Raw genomic sequence first — 18,660 nt, 5'->3', positions numbered from 1 at the left:
TCAGGCCGCCGCGCCGTCATAAGCCTGCGGCTTCAGCGCCCGCGGATCGACGCCATCGAGACAATTGGCATTGACCGCCACCATCGGCGTACCGTCAGGCCCATCGGCATAGGCAAAGCTTTCAATGCCGCAGGTGGAGCAGAAAAAATGATGGATCCTGTGTTTGTTGAAGAGATATTCACTCAGCGTGCCCTCGCCGGAAAGCAACGTGAACTTGTCACGCGGCGCGAAGGCGAGCGTGGAGCCCAGACGTTTGCACCGCGAACAATTGCAGACAACAGTGTGATCGAGATCGGCATCGACCTCGAAGCTGACGCTGCCGCACTGGCAGCTTCCATGATAATGCGCCGTCGCCATTTCATAACCTCCCCATGACCTGTTGACGGAAACCATAAACCTCCCGCTTGCCGGAAAGCGGCACCAGCGTCACTTCCCGCTTCTGGCCAGGCTCGAAACGCACCGCCGTGCCGGCCGGAATATCGAGACGCATGCCGCGCGCCTTTTCGCGATCGAAAATGAGACCCGCATTGGTCTCGAAGAAATGGTAGTGGCTGCCCACCTGCACCGGCCGGTCGCCCGAATTGGCCACTTCGATCGTCACGGTCGGCTGGCCGGCATTGAGTTCGATGGTGCCTTCGGCGGCAATGATTTCGCCTGGTTTCATCGGTGTTCCCCTTATCGTTCTTATGCGGCCGTGGCTGCCGCGCAGCCTTCCGCCTTCAGCACCCGTTTTGTCGATGCCGGGTTATTGATGAGCTTTCCCGCCGGGCGGACGGGCCTTCGCACCAGTTCGCCACCGCAATTCGGGCACGCGCCCTTGAGCACGCCGGTCACGCAATCGGCGCAGAAAGTGCATTCGAACGAGCAGATCATCGCGTCCTCGCTGTCGGGCGCTAGATCACGGTCACAGCATTCGCAATTGGGCCGAAGTTCCAGCGCCATACGTCACCTCACCGGATCGGTTCGTGAACGGTCACCAGCTTGGTGCCGTCAGGGAAGGTCGCTTCCACCTGCACATCGTGGATCATCTCGGCAATGCCGTCCATCACCTGATCACGGGAAATCACATGCGCGCCCGCCTCCATCAGGTCGGCCACGGCGCGGCCATCGCGTGCGCCCTCCACCACGAAATCGGTAATCAGCGCAATCGCTTCCGGATAGTTCAGCTTGACGCCGCGCTCCAGCCGGCGGCGCGCCACCATGGCGGCCATGGAAATCAGCAGCTTGTCTTTTTCTCTTGGGCTAAGGTTCATCGTCGTCCCACGGCTTGGCATCTGCTCCACAAACGAGGTTTGCTGGAGACCAGATCCGACATTTGACAGACCCCGAGAACGCCTGTCACGAGACGATCCGAGGGGTTTACAGATTCCAGACTTTCGGCACTGGCGCGCCGTTTCGCAAGAGCGAAATGATCGGAAAAAGCAATTTTCTCAAGGAGAAACCATCAGCGGCGGACACGCGCACGACGAGCTTGCCCTGCCACTCGCTGGCACCGCCGCTTTCCCCGGCAATCGCCCGGATTTTAGGCAGAAGCGCCTCGGCCAGAGGCCCGATGTAAAGCAGCGTGGCAAAGGCAACCTGCCCGGCCAGAACCGCAGGTTTCGCGGTCAGCGCCGCCACCTCGCCCGCAAGCAGAAGTTCTTCGGCATGCACCAGCTTGCCGCCGTGGCGAATGCGCCAGCGGTCGCGGAAAAGCCCGTGCGTCATCGCCTCGCCCATGGCCTGGCGGCCAAGCAGCACGGCTTCGACTGCGATGAATTCTGAGGACTGGTCAAGATCGGCTTCCAGCCTTCGCGTCAGCGACGCCCGGTCGAAGAGGATCGTTTCCTGCGGCAGCCAGTGCAGCTTCGCACCCGGCCCGGCGGAAACACGCGCGGTCACGGTGGCGGTGCCGGACGACGCCTTGTAGACCTTCTCACAGGCCTGCGTGGTGACCACAAGCGAGGTACCGGCGCCGGCGACTGCCTGCCATTCAAGTTCGTCTCCGCCGGTCAAACCGCCGGAGGAATTGATGAGAATGGCTTCTGCTTCGTTCGAGTAGGTTTCCGGCAGACGGATCTTGGCGCAACCCTCCTGAAACAGTTCCTCCAGCCGGCTGCGCCCTTCAACTGCCTTGGTTACAATGCGTCCTCTGCCACGGGCGCGCTGTTGCCGGACAGGTTGAGCGTCTTCGCAACCGGAAGGGCTGATGGCTTGCTGTTGCTGCTGCACGCGGTCTCCGAAGCGGTTGCGGAAGCGGGATTGGCCTTGGCGACGCAATCCTTCTTGACGACGGCGTCCACCACCATCTGCCCTTCCGTGTTACGGAAGAAATCCCACATTCTCTCGGCTGCATCAACCGTCCGCGTCACTTCGCCTGTCGGCATCTTGCGCTCCACGGCGGGCTCCGCTTTCGGCGTCTGCTCGCCGCCCGGCTTGCGGGTAACAACGGCGTTTGCGGCCAGAACCTCGGCCTTCATGGTGGCGCGCGGCCAGGCGTGGTCCCAGTCGTTGATGACATAGGACTGGATACGAGCGCCTGCCTTGCAGACATCGTAAGAATTGACCGTGAAGCTCTCGCCCACCTTGCTTTTGGCGGCGCCCTTGCAACCATCCATTTCGGCCCAGCGCTTCAGCGCCGTCTCGCCGCTATATTGCCAGTAGGATTTGCCGCCGCCCTGATAGGGGTTGGCTGGATCCTTCAGCCCGGCAAAGGCGATGATCGACATCGGCCGCGCCGGTGTGCAGCTTGCCGCATCCGGTGCCCATTTGCCTTCGGTCTCCAGCGGATAACCCGCGCGCAGCGAGGCGACAAAACCGGCGGCATTAAAATCCTTGGCTCCGGTGCAGATGAATTGCGACAGCATGCGCCCGCCGCCAGAATAGCCGGAACCGTAAAAACGTTCGTCATCGACGCAGAACTTGCCCTTCACCATGGCAATCGCTTCATGAATGAAGCTCACCTCATCCAGCCCGCCGGGGCGTGTTGTAACACCGGGAACATTCCAGGCATGGGTGCCCGGCAATTCGCCGTTTAAACTGCCCGCCAGCGCGACGACCACAAGACCATCACGCTCGGCAAGCTTGTCCCAGCCGCTGCGGTTCAGCTGGCCGTGCGGGTTGCTGTTGGAGCCGTGGAAATCGAATACGACAGGCAGGGGCTTATTTCCATCATAGGCGGATGGAACAAAATAGACGCCGTCGCGTTTCTGCCCGTTAGAGAGAATGGAAAAATCATGCCGACCCGGTTCCATGCCGGGGCCAATACCCTGACCGCAGGTCGATGCCGACGCTGCGGCCCCTGCGCCTGCGCTGATCGCCAGCCCAAGAAGCAGGCTGCGTGCGGAACGAACCAACCGGGAGGCCCGGCCCACTGCAAAGTCTTGAATCATTGACACGCCTTTATTGGCACAGTTTCCCGACGATACGTCGGACGTGCGTGGAATGTAAGGGATCAACTGTCGCGGCGTGCGAATAGACTTTTCCTGTGTCTCGCATGCAGCATTTCATCCGCCCAATACCATAGGCTTTTACTTAATGAAACGCTAAAATTACGCATGAAAGCCATGCGCAGGCGCATAGACTTTCAAAATATTAATCGACCATTTTTATGCCGTGATCGGTGCGCGAAGCCTTACACCGTCAAATGCCGCCGCGCTTCCGGCGTATCCAGCGTTTCTGCCAGCCCCTCATGCACGATCTCGCCGCGGTCCATGATGTAGACGTAGTCGGCAAGTTCGCGGCAGAAATCCAGATATTGCTCAACCAGCAAAATCGCCATGCCGGTGGAATCGCGCAGATATTTGATCGCCCGGCCGATATCCTTGATGATCGACGGCTGGATGCCCTCGGTCGGCTCGTCGAGAACGAGGATTTTCGGCCGCGTCACCAGCGCCCGGCCGATGGCAAGCTGCTGTTGCTGACCGCCGGAGAGATCGCCGCCGCGGCGCGACAGCATGGTCTGCAGCACCGGAAACAGGCTGAAAATATCATCCGGGATGAACCGCTCCTTGCGCGACAGCGGCGCATAACCGCTCTCCAGATTTTCCTGCACGCTGAGCAGCGGAAAAATCTCGCGCCCCTGCGGCACGTAACCGACGCCGCGTTTTGCCCGCTGGTAAGGTGCCAGCCCGTCAAGCGCCGCATCACCGAAACGGATCGTGCCGGCGCTGGTGGCCTGCTGGCCGGTCACGGCCCGCAGCAGCGAACTTTTGCCGACGCCGTTGCGGCCGAGAACGCAGGTGATCTTGCCCATCTCGGCCTTCAGCGACACGCCGCGGAGCGCCTGCGCTGCGCCGTAGTGGAGGTTGATGTTGTCGACTGTCAGCATGGTGAAACTCCAATGACGGTATGGTGGGCGGCGCTACCCCCCTCTGCCCTGCCGGGCATCTCCCCCTCAAGGGGGGAGATCAGATGCTGCACCCACCCACTCCATCGAGAGGGAGCGATCAGGCGCAGTGTAAGCCACTTGCCGATCTCCCCCCTTGAGGGGGAGATGCCCGGCAGGGCAGAGGGGGGTACGGTCACGGCAAACGCAAACGCAAACACCACCATCACCGCCCCAGATAATTCTCGATCACCTTCGGATCGCTCGACACGAAGTCGATCGACCCCTCAGCCAGCACCGAGCCTTCGGCAAGGCACGTCACCTTCACCCCCAGCTCGCGGATGAAGCCCATATCGTGCTCAACCACCACCACCGAACGCGTCTTGGCGATTTCCTTCAGGAGCACCGCGGTTTCAGCCGTCTCGGCGTCCGTCATGCCCGCCACCGGCTCGTCCACCAAGAGAAGCTTCGGCTCCTGTGCGAGCAGCATGCCAATTTCCAGCCACTGCTTCTGCCCATGCGAGAGATTGGCGGCGAGATCGCCGCGGCGGTGGCCAAGCCGCACGGTGGCGAGGATTTCCTCGATGCGCGCCTTGTCTTCTTCCGTCAGCCGGTAGAACAGGGTTGCGAACACGCCGCGCTTGCGGTTCAGCGCCAGTTCCAGATTGTCCCACACGGTATGGCTTTCAAACACCGTCGGTTTCTGGAATTTCCGGCCAATGCCAAGCTGGGCGATGTCGGCCTCATCCTTCTTGGTGAGGTCGATACTGTCTTCAAAGAGAACCGTGCCCGTGTCCGGTCGCGTCTTGCCGGTGATGATGTCCATCATCGTCGTTTTGCCAGCACCATTCGGGCCGATGATGGCGCGAAGCTCGCCCGGCTCCACCACGAAGGAGAGGGAATTCAGCGCCCTGAACCCATCGAAGGAAACGGAAACGCCATCGAGATAAAGCAGGCTTTTCGCTCTGTTTTCAGAAACCGTGTTCATGGGCTTACTCCGCCGCCTGTTGCGCAACCGCGCTGTTGTTGCCAGCCTCACGCGCCGCGCTTGCAACCCGCTTTTCCCGCCGTCCGGCCAGATAATGCTGCACGGTACCGACGATGCCCTTGGGGAAGAACAGCGTGACAGCGATGAAGAGACCGCCGAGCGCAAACAGCCAGAATTCCGGGAACGCGCCAGTGAAATAGCTCTTGCCGCCATTGACCAGCACCGCGCCGATGATCGGCCCGACCAGCGTGCCGCGCCCGCCGACAGCCGTCCACACCACCACTTCGATGGAGTTGGCAGGCGAAAATTCGCCGGGATTGATGATGCCCACCTGCGGCACGAACAGGGCACCGGCAATCCCCGCCATCATCGCCGAAACGACGAAGGTAAAGAGCTTGATGTTTTCCACCCTAAAACCGAGAAAGCGCACCCGGCTTTCGGCATCCCGCACACCCACCAGCACCTTGCCGAACTTGGAATTGACGATGCCCGACGCGATCAAAAGCGAGAGCGCCAGCATCACGGCCGTCATGGCAAACAGCACGGCGCGGGTGCCATCCGCCTGCACGGAATACCCAAGAATATCCTTGAAATCGGTGAGGCCATTATTGCCGCCGAAACCCATGTCGTTGCGGAAGAAGGCAAGCAGCAGCGCATAGGTCATCGCCTGGGTAATGATCGAGAGATAAACGCCATTGACGCGCGAGCGGAAAGCGAACCAGCCGAAGACGAAGGCGAGCAGCCCCGGCACGACGAGCACCATCAGCGCCGCAAACCAGAACATGTCGAAGCCGTGCCAGAACCACGGCAATTCCTTCCAGTTGAGGAACACCATGAAATCAGGCAGCACCGGATGGCCATAGACCCCGCGCGTGCCGATCTGCCGCATCAGATACATGCCCATGGCATAACCGCCGAGCGCAAAGAAGGCGGCGTGGCCAAGCGAGAGAATGCCGCAATAACCCCAGACCAGATCAAGCGCGAGCGCCAGCAGCGCATAGGCCAGATATTTGCCGAGCATCGACATGATATAGGTCGGGATGCGGAACGCGCTGTCGGCTGGCAGCAGCAGGTTGGAGGCGGGAACCAGCACGGCGATGGCAAGGATGATGCCGATGGCGATGGAAATGCGGCGATCGAGCGCGCGCAGGAGGAAGCCGGTAATCATGCTTCGATCGCCCTTCCCTTGAGTGCGAAGAGACCGCGCGGCCGCTTCTGGATGAACAGGATGATAAGAACGAGCACGAGGATCTTGCCGAGCACGGCGCCCACCGTCGGCTCAAGAAACTTGTTGAGCACGCCGAGCGACAGGGCGCCTACCAGCGTTCCCCAGAGATTGCCGACCCCGCCGAACACCACCACCATGAAACTGTCGATGATGTAGCTCTGGCCGAGATTGGGAGAGACATTGTCGATCTGCGACAGCGCGACGCCCGCAAGCCCGGCGACACCGGAACCGAGCGCGAAGGTGAAGGCATCCACCCAAGGCGTGCGAATGCCCATGGAAGACGCCATGCGGCGGTTCTGGGTCACGGCGCGCATCTGCAGGCCGAAGGCGGAGCGCTTCAGGAGAACCAGCAACGCGAAGAAGACGGAGAGCGAGAAACAGACGATCCACACCCGGTTCCAGGTGAAATTGAGATAACCGACGCTGAAGGAGCCGGACATCCAGCTCGGGCTGCCGACCTCCCGATTGGTGGGGCCGAAGATGGAGCGCACGCCCTGTTGCAGGATCAGCGAGATGCCCCAGGTGGCGAGCAACGTTTCCAGAGGTCGTCCATAGAGATAGCGGATGACACCGCGTTCCATGACGAGGCCGACGCAGGCCGTGACCAGAAAGGCGGCCGGCAGGGCAATCGCCAGCGACCAGTCGAACAGGCCGGGCAAATGACTGCGGATCAACTCCTGCACCATGAAGGTGGAATAGGCACCGATCATCACCATTTCACCATGCGCCATGTTGATGATGCCCATGACGCCGAAGGTGATGGCAAGGCCGATGGCGGCGAGCAGCAGCACGGAACCAAGTGACAGGCCGTACCAGACATTCTGCGCGTAATCCCAGAAGGCAAGGGAACTCTCGATGCTGGAAATCGCCTCGTCCACATCCGGTTTCAGGCTCGGATCGACCGATGGCGTCGCCGCCATCAGAATGCTGATCGCATCGCGCCCGCCAAGGGCCTTGATGGTGGCGATCGCTTCTTTCTTCACCTCAAGGGGGCGGCCGGAGGAGAGCAGCGAGACGGCCCGCGCCTCCTCCATCCGGGTCCGCACCTCCTTATCGGTTTCCTTGGCGATGGCCGCTTCCAGCAATTCGAGATTTTCAGCGCTTGGCGCTTTCAGGACGGCGTCAGCCGCCGCAAGCCGCACGGATTTTTCCGGGCTGAGCAACGTCAGCCCGCCCATCGCGGCGCGGATGACGCGGCGAAGATTATTGTTCACCCTGATCTTGGTAACGGTCGCCTTCGGCGCCGAGCCGGCGCTTTCACCCGTCAGCGGGTCGATCAGCGTGAAATCGGAACCGGCAGGCTTGGTCATGAAGACGAGATTGTCTGACTTGCGCACGTAGAGATCACCCGCCGCAAATGCCTCCAGCGCCGGAACCACGCGCGCATCGCCAGTGGCGGCAATCTGCCCGATCAGCACTTCGGCCTGCTTGAAATCAGCCGTGCCGAGCTGGTCGATCAGCGCCTTTGGGTCGCTCTGCGCGAGGGACTGGGCGGCGATCCCCATGGTGAGCCAGAGGAAGATGGCTCCGAGAAAAGATCGGATCGTCATGTCGGGTTCCTTGGAGCAGCGGTGTATTTTTGGCGAGGAGTATGCGGCTTACCCCCTCTGCCCTGCCGGGCATCTCCCCCACAAGGAGGGAGATCGGCAAGATGCGCTCGCATCGCTCCATCTCAACGGAGGAGAAATGCGGGGCCTCGCCGCTTGCCGATCTCCCCACCTGTGGGGGAGATGCCCGGCAGGGCAGAGGGGGCATGCTTGTTCAGTTTCCAATGATAAAACCGCCCCCACTAAGGGAGCGGCCCATCACAGCGCCCCCGCTAATCAGCTACCCTTACCGCCACACTTGCCGGTCGCCACGTTGAAGTTGCCGCAGGACATCGGCTTTCTCCAATCCGAGATCAGATCCTTCGAGTCCGGCAGGTAATCCGACCATTCGTCACCCACCACCTGCGGTGTCTGCTGCACGATTTCGAACTGGCCGTCGGCCTGGATTTCGCCGATCAGCACCGGCTTGGTGATGTGGTGGTTCGGCATGACGGTGGAATAACCGCCCGAAAGGTTCGGCACGGAAACGCCGATGATCGAGTCGAGAACCTTGTCCGTATCGGTCGTGCCGGCGGATTCCACGGCCTTAACCCAGGCGTTGAAGCCGATATAGGCGGCTTCCATCGGGTCGTTGGTTACGCGCTTGTCGTTCTTAGTGAAGGCGTGCCAGGTTTTGATGAACTCGGCATTGACTGGCGCATCAACGGACTGGAAGTAGTTCCAGGCGGCGAGGTGACCGACGAGCGGTGCGGTATCGAGACCGGCAAGCTCTTCTTCGCCCACCGAGAAGGCGACGACCGGAATGTCTTCAGCCTTGATGCCCTGGTTGGCCAGTTCCTTGTAGAAGGGCACGTTGGCGTCACCATTGATGGTGGAAACAACGGCGGTCTTCTTGCCGGCCGAGCCGAATTTCTTGATGTCGGACACGATCGTCTGCCAGTCGGAGTGACCGAACGGCGTGTAGTTGATCATGATGTCCTCTTCCTTGACGCCCTTCGACATCAGGTAGGCCTTCAGGATCTTGTTGGTGGTCTGCGGATAGACATAGTCCGTGCCGGCCAGAACCCAGCGCTCGACGCCTTCGGTATTGGCAAGGTAATCCACGGCCGGAATGGCCTGCTGGTTGGGGGCGGCACCCGTGTAGAAGATGTTGCGCGAGGATTCTTCACCCTCATACTGAACCGGATAGAACAGGATCGAGTTCAGCTCTTCGAACACAGGCAGAACGGATTTGCGCGAGGAGGACGTCCAGCAGCCGAAAACGGCGGCGACCTTGTCCTGCGAAATCAGCTGGCGGGCCTTTTCGGCGAAAAGCGGCCAGTCGGAGGCCGGATCGACCACGACGGCTTCGAGCTTCTTGCCGAGAACGCCACCCTTTTTGTTCTGCTCATCGATGAGCATCAGCATGGCGTCTTTCAGCGTGGTTTCTGAAATGGCCATCGTACCGGAAAGAGAATGCAGCACGCCGACCTTAATCGTGTCATCGGCAGCGAAGGCGCCGTGGAAGGCGGTGGTGGACAGGATTGCGCCAAGCAGCGCGGCACTGAGCGTCTTGCGGAACATCATCGGAAGGACCCCTCTCCTTGTTGGCCTCTCGTGGAGGCTCAGCGGCATCTTCGGCCGCTGCTGGAGGGACTATCGATCTCGTAAGCGCGAAACCGTATACGTCAATTGACGTAGTCGGGGTGGCGAAAGGTGCAGGGGACGGGACTACCGGACAGAGCGGCCTATGTAGACCGAGAGGTCTCGGCTTGTTTCTTCTCCCCGCCGGGGAGAAGTCCGCGCAGCGGATGAGCGGGTGAGGCCAGAGATATACGGAGAGCTAGCCCCCTCATCCGACCCTTCGGCCACCTTCTCCCCGCCGGGGAGAAGAAAGGCGCGGCAACGTTTCACATCAAGAATGCGGCTTGCGGTCGCTCTCTTCGTCCCGGATCGCCTCGTCATGATACCAGGAGCCGAAATCCACATGCGGCTCTCTCGCCTCGCGTTCGAGGTCGCTCAAGCCATTAGTGCGGAACTTGGACGCACCAGCGCGCCCGCCAACAGGGAATTGGTAGATCGTTGCCGTCTCACGATGAAAGCCAGTCGCCATTTCGGTCATCTCACTCTGTTTGCATCGAAGCACTTGGTCATGGAATCAAACCCGTGAAAGCCGGATTCGCTCCCTTTGATTAAAAAAAAATCACGTTGCGGAAAATATAGGCATAGACAGTGGTTTCGACAAGAAAAACCATTCCGAAAGCGCTGGTTTTTAGGGCAAATGCCAATCCCTCGCGCGCAATTGAATTTCCCGCATCGCAGCATCGCATAAGACTGCCGGGCGCCGGCTATCTATCAGGATTCAATGATGAAACTTGAGGGGTGATTTACTCTGTTGCGTCGCAACAGAAGCCCCTCTGCAGGAAATCCAGAGGCCCTGCGCCAACGGACCCTGAAAGATTTTTCGAAAAAATCGCCGGATATCGCGAATCTGGCACGCGGCATGCATCTAAGGGGTCAGCCCTTGAACGCGAATGCGCTTCCGGTGGTGAAAGCCGCGGGAGGCCTCAAGGCTTCGCATTGTTACCTATGAGAGGTTCGTAATGACTAAGTTCAAACTCGAGTACATCTGGCTGGACGGATACAAGCCGGTCCCCAACCTGCGCGGCAAGACCCAGATCAAGGAATTCGATGAATTTCCGACACTCGAGCAGCTGCCGCTTTGGGGCTTTGATGGCTCCTCCACGCAGCAGGCCGAAGGCCACTCCTCCGATTGCGTTCTGAAGCCCGTCGCGATCTACCCGGATCCGGCCCGCTCCAACGGTGCGCTCGTCATGTGCGAAGTCATGATGCCCGATGGCGTCACCCCGCATCCGTCGAACAGCCGCGCAACCATCCTCGACGACGAAGATGCATGGTTCGGCTTCGAGCAGGAATACTTCTTCTACCAGGACGGCCGCCCGCTCGGCTTCCCGGAACAGGGTTACCCCGCTCCGCAGGGTCCTTACTACACGGGCGTCGGCTTCAAGAACGTCGGTTCGGTTGCCCGCGAAATCGTTGAAGAGCACCTTGATCTCTGCCTCGAAGCCGGCATCAACCACGAAGGCATCAACGCCGAAGTGGCCAAGGGCCAGTGGGAATTCCAGATTTTCGGCAAGGGCTCCAAGCGCGCCGCCGACCAGATCTGGATCGCTCGTTACCTGCTGCTGCGTCTTTGCGAACAGTATGGCATCGACGTCGAATTCCATTGCAAGCCGCTCGGCGACACCGACTGGAACGGTTCGGGCATGCACTGCAACTTCTCCACCAAGTACATGCGTGAAGTTGGCGGCAAGGAATATTTCGAAGCCCTCATGGCCGCCTTTGCCAAGAACTGGAAAGAGCACATCGACGTATACGGTCCGGACAACCACCTTCGCCTGACCGGCAAGCACGAAACCGCTCCGTGGAACAAGTTCTCCTACGGCGTGGCAGACCGTGGCGCGTCGATCCGCGTTCCGCACTCTTTCGTCAACAACGGTTACAAGGGTTACCTTGAAGACCGTCGTCCGAACTCGCAGGGCTGCCCTTACCAGATCGCTTCCGTCGTTCTGAAGACGATCGCGGAAGTGCCGCTCGCAAAGTCGGCTGCTGCCTGATATCCAACTGATGGCGTCGCCCGAACCGGGCGACGCCATTTTTCTGTCCACCGAACGGCCAGGCGGACAGGTGACCTTTCGCCCGTCGCCATATGCGGCATAGTCATCCCGGCGCAGGCATCTGCGTGGTTTTGAGCGATGGCATCGCCGCTTCCTTGACCCGGACAGGGTTCGCCCCGGTGCCTCAAAGCAGGCCATGTGCTTTCGAGCAGAAAGGTGAACGATGGGCATTCTCGACAAATTCTCTCTCGAAAACCGCACGGCCATCATCACCGGCAGCGGCCGCGGCCTGGGTTTTGAAATCGCCAAAGCCTTTGCCGAAGCTGGCGCCCATGTCTGGCTGACCGGCCGCAATGCCGAGACGTTGCAACAGGCGGTCGACACGCTACGCGAAGCGGGCGGAAAGGCGGATTATGCCGCCTTCGATATTGCCGATACCAAAGCCGGCGCGGCGCTGGTCCACCGCATCATGAGCGAACTCGGCCACCTCGATATTCTCGTCAACAATGTCGGCGCGCGCGACCGCCGCCCGCTGTCCGAGTTCAGCGATGAGGACGTTCTGGAATTGATCCGCACCGACCTCACCTCCTCCATTTCCCTGTCGCGGGATGCGGCGGAAGCCATGGCGACAAAGGACTATGGCCGCATCATCACCATCACCTCCATTCTTGGCCACATCGTGCGGCCGGGCGATGCGATCTATCCCGTCGCCAAACAGGGGCTGACGGGCCTGATGCGGGCGATTGCCGTGGAATATGGCGCGCGCGGCATCACCAGCAACGCCATTGCGCCGGGCATGTTCGCCACCGAAACCAACGCCGCCCTTGCCGAAAATCCTGAAATGGTCGCCTTTGCCAAGCTGCGCGTACCGCTGGAGCGCTGGGGCAGACCGGACGAGATTGCCGGTGCGGCCCTGTTTCTGGCCAGCGACGCGGCCTCCTTCGTCAACGGCCATGTGCTGACCGTGGATGGCGGCATGTCGGTGCGCCTGTGAAAGGCCGCGGGCGGAAAGGCGCTCAATAGGCATGGCGGCACGGCAACGCATCATCCCCGTCAGGCGCGAATATAACCGCTGGGTCGCCAACCAGACGCTGGAAGATTATGCGCTGCGCTTTACCGCCAAAAGCGCCCGGCAATTTTCCTCCAACCGCATTTCCCACACCGCCATCGGCGCGATTTCCTTTCTGGCGCTGGAAGCCATCGGTGGGGCAATCACGCTCTCCTACGGCACCACCAACGCTTTTTACGCCATCCTAGTCGCCGCCGTCGCCATGCTGGCCGTCGGCCTTCCGATCAGCCGTTATGCCATCCGCCACGGCGTCGATATCGATCTGCTGACACGCGGCGCAAGCTTCGGTTACATCGGCTCCACCATTACCTCGCTGATCTACGCGGCCTTTACCTTCATGCTCTTCGCCATCGAGGCGTCGATCATGTCCGGCGCGCTGGAGTTGGCGCTCGGCATTCCCTTGTGGATTGGCTACATCATCTCCGCCGTCATGGTCATTCCGCTCGTCACCCATGGCGTGCGGCTTATCAGCCGTTTCCAGATCATCACCCAGCCGTTCTGGATCGTCCTCAACATCCTGCCCTTCATCTTCATCGCCTTGATGGACTGGGAAAAATACGATCTCTGGCGCGCCTTTGCCGGTATTCACCATGCATCCGGCCCGCCCGGCACCATCGCGGATTTCAATCTCGTGGAATTCGGCGCAGCCTCGGCCGTCATTCTGGCTTTGATGTCGCAGATCGGCGAACAGGTGGACTTTCTCCGCTTCCTCCCCGCCGAAGGCCAAAGCCGCCTGCGCCACCGCCTCGCCGTCTTTCTGGCCGGTGCGGGCTGGGTTGTCGTCGGCGTACCGAAGCTCTTGGCCGGCTCGTTCCTTGTCGTGCTGACCTTCAGCTCCGGCGTTTCGGTCGACCGCGCCGCCGATCCTGCGCAAATGTATCTCACCGCCTTCGGTTATATGATCCCAAACCAGACGGCGGCAATGCTGCTGATGGTCGCCTTCGTGGTCGTCTCGCAGCTGAAGATCAATGTCATGAACGCCTATGCGGGTTCGCTCGCCTGGTCGAACTTCTTCTCCCGCCTCACCCACAGCCACCCCGGCCGCGTCGTCTGGCTGGTGTTCAATGTGGCCATCGCGCTGCTCTTGATGGAACTCGGCATCTACCGGCTGCTTGAGGAAACGCTCGGCATCTTCTCGATCATCGCCATGGCGTGGCTCTGCACCATCTCCGCCGATCTCTTCATCAACAAGCCGCTCGGCCTTGCCCCGCCGGGCATAGAGTTCAAGCGCGCCCACCTCTACGATATCAACCCGGTCGGCGTCGGCTCCATGGCGCTTTCGGCCACCATTGCGCTGATGGCGCATTTCGGCACCTTCGGCCCGCTCGCCGCCTCGCTCGCGCCCTATCTCACACTCATCGTCGCTTTCATCGCCTCGCCGCTGATTGCCTGGGGCACCAAAGGCAAATTCTACCTTGCCCGCAAGCCGCGCCAGCAGTGGCGCGAAGAAAGCAGCATCACCTGCTCGATCTGCGAGCACCCTTTCGAGCCTGAGGACATGGCCTGGTGCCCGGCCTATGCCGCGCCGATCTGTTCGCTCTGCTGCTCGCTGGACAGCCGCTGCCACGACATGTGCAAGCCGAAGGCGAAGCTGAACTATCAGGTCGCGACCGTCGCCAAGACCTTCCTGCCGAGACAGCTGGTGGCAAAACTCGCCACCCGCCTCGGGCGCTACGGCATGGCGGCGGCGATTGCCGTCACCACCATTGGCGGCATTCTCGCCATGATAGCGCATCAGGTCGGCACCGCCTCGCCGGAAACGGCAGATGTGGTGAACCGCACCATCCTCATCGTGTTTTTCGTCTTCGCCGTCATTGCCGGCATCGTCTGCTGGTTCCTCGTCCTTGCCCATGACAGCCGGGTGGTGGCGGAAGAGGAATCCTCCCGCCAGAACACGCTGCTCTTGAAGGAAATCGCCGCCCACAAGAAGACAGATGCGGCCCTCCAGGACGCCAAGGAAACGGCTGAGGCCGCCAACCGCGCCAAGAGCCGTTATGTCGTCGGCCTCAGTCACGAGCTACGCACGCCGCTGAATGCCGTTCTCGGCTATGCCCAGATCCTCGAGCGCGACGAGACCATTCCCCCTCCCCGGCAATCGGCGATCAAGGTCATCCGCCGCTCCGCCGACCACCTCTCGGGTCTGATCGATGGGCTTCTCGATATTTCCAAGATCGAGGCGGGCCGCCTGCAGGTCTATTCCAACGAGATCAACATTCAGGATTTCCTCGATCAGATCGTCGATATGTTCCGCCCGCAGGCGCAGGCCAAGGGGCTGGAATTCCGCCACGACCGCTCGCCGGCTCTGCCGCAATATGTGCGAACCGATGAAAAGCGGCTGCGCCAGATTCTCGTGAACCTGCTTTCCAACGCCATCAAGTTCACCGATCATGGCGCCGTCACCTTCGATGTCGGTTATCGCAGCCAGGTGGCGAGCTTCACCGTGTCCGATACCGGCCGCGGCATTGCGGAAAAGGACCTCGCCCGCATCTACGAACCCTTCCAGCGTGGCGAGGCCGAAAGCGTGCGGCCGATGCCAGGGCTTGGCCTCGGTCTGACGATTACAAGGCTTCTGACCAATACGCTCGGCGGCGAGATTTCCGTTTCCAGCGAAAAGGACAAAGGCTCCACCTTCCGCGTGCGCCTCATGCTATCCGCCGTCCACCGGCCAAACACGGCGCCAGCGCCGGAAAAGACCATCCGCTCCTATTCCGGTCCACGCCGCACCATCGTTGTGGTCGATGACAACGAGGATCACCGCGAGCTGATGCGGCAGGTGCTGTCGCCGCTTGATTTCGTGGTGCTGACCGCGCAATCCGGCCCCGAATGCCTCACCCTTATCGAAGGGGTGAAGCCCGATCTTTTCCTCATCGATATTTCCATGCCCGGCATGACCGGCTGGCAGCTGGTGACGAAACTGCGCGAGGCGGGCCAGACCGCCCCGCTCATCATGCTCTCAGCCAATATCGGCGACGGCACTGTCGCGGGCGCCGGCGATGACAATCACAACGACGCCATCGCCAAGCCGGTCGATATCCGCCACCTCTGCGACAGGCTCGCCGTGCATCTCGGGCTGAAATGGATTTACGATACCGACCTGCCGCCCGCGCCGGAGCCGCAGCCGCCCGCCGAGATCGTCCATCCGGGAGCCATTCACATCCAGGATTTGCAGCGGCTGGGCGAAATAGGCTACATACGCGGCATCGAAGCGAAACTCGCCGATCTTGCCCGCAACACGGAAAACCTGCCCTTCACGCAGGAGCTCGGCGCCTATGTGCAGGCTTTCGATCTGGCCGGTTACGCGCATTTTCTCAAGCGGTTCGAAGACAGTGACAGGGGAGACCTCAAGGCATGAGCGCTCAGGCGGCGGCCCCGAGAGACATCGTATTGCTGGTGGATGACAGCCCGGAAGCGCTGGGATTCCTGACCGACGCGCTCGAACAGTCCGGCTTTTCCGCCCTCATCGCCACATCGGGACAGGCCGCGCTCAACATTGCCGAACGCATCACGCCCGATATCATCCTGCTCGACGCCGTCATGCCCACCATGGACGGTTTCGAAACCTGCCGCCGCCTGAAGGCCAATGCGGCGGTAGCGCAGGTGCCCGTCATTTTCATGACGGGACTGACCGAGACCGAACATGTGGTGCGGGCGCTGGACTCCGGTGGCGTCGATTATCTGACCAAGCCGATCAATATCGACGAGCTGCGCGCCCGCATACGCGTGCATCTTTCCAATGCCCGTTCCGCGCAAAGCGCCCGCGTGGCGCTTGACGCCGCCGGCCGACATCTGCTTGCCGTGCGCGCCAATGGAGCCATCCACTGGTCAACACCCCAGGCAACACGGCTTGTCAACGCTGCGACCGGCCGGGATGATGGCATGGAAATCGTCGTCAGCCATATCGGCCGCTGGCTTGGCGAAAGGGCGGCCTCCGAAACCGGTCGCGATGCACCGCTGACGATCACCCAGGCCGGACGCCCGGCCTTGCAGCTCTCCTTCCTCGGCGCGATGGGTCCGGATGAGCATCTGTTTCGCCTGACCGCCGCCAACGAAAAGTCGGATGACCACCTTCTGAAAGAGCATTTCGCGCTGACCACGCGGGAATCGGAAGTGCTTTTGTGGATCGCCAAGGGCAAATCCAACCGCGATATCGGCGATATTCTCGGCCTGTCGGCCCGGACGGTGAACAAGCATCTCGAACAGATCTATGTGAAGCTCGGCGTGGAGAACCGCGCCTCTGCCGCGGTCAAGGCGGCGCATATTCTGCATCAGGGGTGACGGCTCGCCAAATTATGGTAGGCTCTTCCGACACATTCCCGCTCAAATACGCAAATTCTGCTTGTTGAACGAGCGGTAACCCATTGTTTCTTCTCCCCGCCGGGGAGAAGTCCGCGGCAGCGGGATGAGGGGGCGAGGGTAGCGATAAGACCGAGAGCTTGCCCCCTCATCCGGCCGTTCCGGCCACCTTCTCCCCGGCGGGGAGAAGAAACGCGCGGCAACCACCTCCCAAAAAATCACCACCCCCTACCCTGAACCCCAACACAGGAACGCACACCCATGAACCGTTTCATCATCCTCTCCGGTTGCTCCGGCGGCGGAAAATCCACACTTCTCGCCGAGCTCGCCCGACGCGGTTTCGCCACCGTGGAGGAACCCGGCCGCCGCATCGTCATCGAAGAAATCCGCGATGGCGGCAACGCTCTGCCGTGGATAGACCTCGAAGCCTTTGCGCGCCGCGCCATCGCTGTGGCGCTTGAAGACCGTCAGCATGCGCCAGAGCACGGCACCGTCTTCTTCGATCGCGGCCTGATCGACGCCGCCTCGGCTCTACGCGAGGTCAGCGGTGACCCCGTCATCGAAACGTTGCAACGCGAACATCGCTATAACAGGCTGGTCTTCCTTACCCCGCCCTGGCCGGAAATCTATCGGGCAGACGCGGAGCGGCGGCATGATTTTGCCGCGGCCGTGGCAGAATACGACCGCCTCGTCAGGGATTATCAAGCTCTCGACTATGAAACCGTCGTCCTTCCGAAATCAGGCGTCGAAGAGCGTGCCGACTTCATTTTGGAGCGGCTGGACGGAGCGCAGCTGTCTCAGCGATTTTCCAGCAGCTGCGACACGGTCACGAACTCGAACCCGCGCTGACGCAGTCCATCGATGATCAGCGGCAAGGCCTGCCGTGAAGTCTCGCGGCTGCGATACATGACATGCATGATGATGATCGAGCCGCTTTTCGTGTGCTCGATAACGTGCTTCGCAAGAGCCGCTGCATCCTCGGCGATATCTGGATAGGATTCCGGCTCAACATCCCACATGATTGTTTTCCGGTCATGCCGGTATAGATACCATGGCAAGCCGAGCAGCTTCTTGCCATAGGGCGGGCGGAACATGATCTCGCCTTTATGACCCGCAGTCCGAATGGCCGCATCGGTGCGCTCGATCTCGTCCCCGACCGTGCCCAGTCCCATCAAGGCCATGTTGGAATGCGTATAGCTGTGGTTTCCAACCTGATGGCCATCGCTGACGATCATGCGGGCCTGCGGCAGGTTTTCTTCAGTTTCCTTGCCCGTCAGGAAAAAGGTCGCTTTGATCCCCCGTTCCCTCAGGATCGCCAGGACCTCAGGCGTGAAACGCACCGAGGGCCCGTCGTCAAACGTCAGGGCCACCACCGGCTTCGGCGTCTCGACCCTCGGAATGATCACTCCGAACAATTGCGTCGTCCGGGATTTGCTGAAGAGATGAACGCCACCGAGCACCACCGCCAGCATGGCAAGACCAAGGATTAGAGACACCACCCGTTTCATCGCCATTGCCACCCCTCATTGCAGTTTTCTGGAGGTTTTGTCTCTCGCCTTATTGTCTCCAGTGTGGCGCCTGTCGCGCAAAAGAAAAGCCCGGCATTACTGCC

At 60.8% G+C, this 18,660-nt stretch carries 18 protein-coding genes; 5 read left to right on the top strand and 13 right to left on the bottom strand.

Features of this window, described 5'->3' with window-relative positions:
- The 12 genes from WA845_RS05745 to WA845_RS05690 form a co-directional block, all read right to left on the bottom strand.
- Positions 1-357, bottom strand: coding sequence for a GFA family protein (locus WA845_RS05745; protein ID WP_045532183.1), 357 nt, complete (start codon positions 355-357; stop codon positions 1-3).
- A 1-nt stretch (position 358) separates the two neighbouring features.
- Positions 359-664 (bottom strand): urease subunit beta, encoded by a 306-nt coding sequence (locus WA845_RS05740; protein WP_006699550.1) that lies wholly within the window; start codon positions 662-664, stop codon positions 359-361.
- A gap of 20 nt (positions 665-684) precedes the next feature.
- Positions 685-942 carry a DUF1272 domain-containing protein gene (locus tag WA845_RS05735; RefSeq protein WP_112557334.1) on the bottom strand — a complete coding sequence of 86 codons (258 nt, stop codon included), beginning with the start codon at positions 940-942 and terminating at the stop codon, positions 685-687.
- Between the two features lie 8 nt (positions 943-950).
- Complete coding sequence (locus tag WA845_RS05730) at positions 951-1,253, bottom strand: urease subunit gamma (RefSeq protein ID WP_004443305.1); 303 nt, start codon at positions 1,251-1,253, stop codon at positions 951-953.
- 106 nt (positions 1,254-1,359) lie between these two features.
- Positions 1,360-2,211, bottom strand: coding sequence for an urease accessory protein UreD (locus WA845_RS05725; protein ID WP_162719334.1), 852 nt, complete (start codon positions 2,209-2,211; stop codon positions 1,360-1,362).
- The gene (locus WA845_RS05720; protein WP_112557335.1) at positions 2,118-3,371 is read right to left on the bottom strand and encodes a polyhydroxybutyrate depolymerase; all 1,254 of its coding nucleotides are present in this window, start codon (positions 3,369-3,371) and stop codon (positions 2,118-2,120) included. Before WA845_RS05720 ends, WA845_RS05725 begins: the two co-directional genes overlap by 94 nt.
- 242 nt (positions 3,372-3,613) lie before the next feature.
- Entirely contained in the window at positions 3,614-4,309 is a 696-nt protein-coding gene (gene urtE, locus WA845_RS05715; RefSeq protein ID WP_063948236.1) for an urea ABC transporter ATP-binding subunit UrtE, read from the bottom strand.
- 223 nt (positions 4,310-4,532) lie between these two features.
- Positions 4,533-5,294, bottom strand: a complete 762-nt coding sequence (urtD, locus tag WA845_RS05710; protein ID WP_004443315.1) for an urea ABC transporter ATP-binding protein UrtD — start codon at positions 5,292-5,294, stop codon at positions 4,533-4,535.
- Between the two features lie 4 nt (positions 5,295-5,298).
- On the bottom strand, positions 5,299-6,462 hold the full coding sequence (gene urtC, locus WA845_RS05705) for an urea ABC transporter permease subunit UrtC (protein ID WP_112557339.1): 1,164 nt from the start codon (positions 6,460-6,462) through the stop codon (positions 5,299-5,301).
- Positions 6,459-8,072: an urea ABC transporter permease subunit UrtB gene (gene urtB / locus WA845_RS05700; RefSeq protein ID WP_112557341.1), complete on the bottom strand. Its 1,614-nt coding sequence runs from the start codon at positions 8,070-8,072 to the stop codon at positions 6,459-6,461. The genes urtC and urtB overlap by 4 nt, the downstream gene beginning before the upstream one ends.
- 273 nt (positions 8,073-8,345) lie before the next feature.
- On the bottom strand, positions 8,346-9,635 hold the full coding sequence (urtA, locus tag WA845_RS05695; protein WP_004443324.1) for an urea ABC transporter substrate-binding protein: 1,290 nt from the start codon (positions 9,633-9,635) through the stop codon (positions 8,346-8,348).
- Between the two features lie 328 nt (positions 9,636-9,963).
- Positions 9,964-10,170: a DUF2735 domain-containing protein gene (locus tag WA845_RS05690; protein ID WP_162719335.1), complete on the bottom strand. Its 207-nt coding sequence runs from the start codon at positions 10,168-10,170 to the stop codon at positions 9,964-9,966.
- Positions 10,171-10,651: 481 nt separating this feature from the next.
- Here WA845_RS05690 and WA845_RS05685 point away from each other — a divergent pair, with 481 nt between their 5' ends.
- The 5 genes from WA845_RS05685 to WA845_RS05665 all read left to right on the top strand — a co-directional run bounded on the left by WA845_RS05685 (position 10,652) and on the right by WA845_RS05665 (position 17,897).
- Positions 10,652-11,686 carry a glutamine synthetase beta-grasp domain-containing protein gene (locus WA845_RS05685; protein WP_006700347.1) on the top strand — a complete coding sequence of 345 codons (1,035 nt, stop codon included), beginning with the start codon at positions 10,652-10,654 and terminating at the stop codon, positions 11,684-11,686.
- A 223-nt stretch (positions 11,687-11,909) separates the two neighbouring features.
- On the top strand, positions 11,910-12,680 hold the full coding sequence (locus WA845_RS05680) for an SDR family oxidoreductase (RefSeq protein WP_112557345.1): 771 nt from the start codon (positions 11,910-11,912) through the stop codon (positions 12,678-12,680).
- Positions 12,681-12,711: 31 nt separating this feature from the next.
- Positions 12,712-16,107: an ATP-binding protein gene (locus WA845_RS05675; RefSeq protein ID WP_112557347.1), complete on the top strand. Its 3,396-nt coding sequence runs from the start codon at positions 12,712-12,714 to the stop codon at positions 16,105-16,107.
- The gene (locus tag WA845_RS05670) at positions 16,104-17,030 is read left to right on the top strand and encodes a response regulator transcription factor (protein ID WP_004443339.1); all 927 of its coding nucleotides are present in this window, start codon (positions 16,104-16,106) and stop codon (positions 17,028-17,030) included. Before WA845_RS05675 ends, WA845_RS05670 begins: the two co-directional genes overlap by 4 nt.
- Positions 17,031-17,309: 279 nt before the next feature.
- Entirely contained in the window at positions 17,310-17,897 is a 588-nt protein-coding gene (locus WA845_RS05665) for an AAA family ATPase (protein ID WP_112557349.1), read from the top strand.
- Here the strand turns inward: WA845_RS05665 and WA845_RS05660 are convergent.
- Positions 17,846-18,562: a polysaccharide deacetylase family protein gene (locus WA845_RS05660; protein ID WP_045532202.1), complete on the bottom strand. Its 717-nt coding sequence runs from the start codon at positions 18,560-18,562 to the stop codon at positions 17,846-17,848. The two genes, WA845_RS05665 and WA845_RS05660, sit on opposite strands and share 52 nt — an antisense overlap.
- Positions 18,563-18,660 lie beyond the last annotated feature (98 nt).

This window comes from Agrobacterium sp. CMT1 (assembly GCF_037203725.1).
Lineage (GTDB): Bacteria > Pseudomonadota > Alphaproteobacteria > Rhizobiales > Rhizobiaceae > Agrobacterium > Agrobacterium pusense.
The sequence above is the reverse complement of the archived record's forward strand: the minus strand, read 5'-3'. Positions and strand labels throughout refer to the sequence as shown.

Bases quoted from the DNA above. Each gene is read 5' to 3' on its own strand.
- WA845_RS05745 (WP_045532183.1), bottom strand. From the start codon at position 357: ATGGCGACGGCGCATTATCATGGAAGCTGCCAGTGCGGCAGCGTCAGC.
- WA845_RS05740 (WP_006699550.1), bottom strand. From the start codon at position 664: ATGAAACCAGGCGAAATCATTGCCGCCGAAGGCACCATCGAACTCAAT.
- WA845_RS05735 (WP_112557334.1), bottom strand. From the start codon at position 942: ATGGCGCTGGAACTTCGGCCCAATTGCGAATGCTGTGACCGTGATCTA.
- WA845_RS05730 (WP_004443305.1), bottom strand. From the start codon at position 1,253: ATGAACCTTAGCCCAAGAGAAAAAGACAAGCTGCTGATTTCCATGGCC.
- WA845_RS05720 (WP_112557335.1), bottom strand. From the start codon at position 3,371: ATGATTCAAGACTTTGCAGTGGGCCGGGCCTCCCGGTTGGTTCGTTCC.
- urtE (WP_063948236.1), bottom strand. From the start codon at position 4,309: ATGCTGACAGTCGACAACATCAACCTCCACTACGGCGCAGCGCAGGCG.
- urtD (WP_004443315.1), bottom strand. From the start codon at position 5,294: ATGAACACGGTTTCTGAAAACAGAGCGAAAAGCCTGCTTTATCTCGAT.
- urtC (WP_112557339.1), bottom strand. From the start codon at position 6,462: ATGATTACCGGCTTCCTCCTGCGCGCGCTCGATCGCCGCATTTCCATC.
- urtB (WP_112557341.1), bottom strand. From the start codon at position 8,072: ATGACGATCCGATCTTTTCTCGGAGCCATCTTCCTCTGGCTCACCATG.
- urtA (WP_004443324.1), bottom strand. From the start codon at position 9,635: ATGATGTTCCGCAAGACGCTCAGTGCCGCGCTGCTTGGCGCAATCCTG.
- WA845_RS05690 (WP_162719335.1), bottom strand. From the start codon at position 10,170: ATGACCGAAATGGCGACTGGCTTTCATCGTGAGACGGCAACGATCTAC.
- WA845_RS05685 (WP_006700347.1), top strand. From the start codon at position 10,652: ATGACTAAGTTCAAACTCGAGTACATCTGGCTGGACGGATACAAGCCG.
- WA845_RS05680 (WP_112557345.1), top strand. From the start codon at position 11,910: ATGGGCATTCTCGACAAATTCTCTCTCGAAAACCGCACGGCCATCATC.
- WA845_RS05675 (WP_112557347.1), top strand. From the start codon at position 12,712: ATGGCGGCACGGCAACGCATCATCCCCGTCAGGCGCGAATATAACCGC.
- WA845_RS05670 (WP_004443339.1), top strand. From the start codon at position 16,104: ATGAGCGCTCAGGCGGCGGCCCCGAGAGACATCGTATTGCTGGTGGAT.
- WA845_RS05665 (WP_112557349.1), top strand. From the start codon at position 17,310: ATGAACCGTTTCATCATCCTCTCCGGTTGCTCCGGCGGCGGAAAATCC.
- WA845_RS05660 (WP_045532202.1), bottom strand. From the start codon at position 18,562: ATGGCGATGAAACGGGTGGTGTCTCTAATCCTTGGTCTTGCCATGCTG.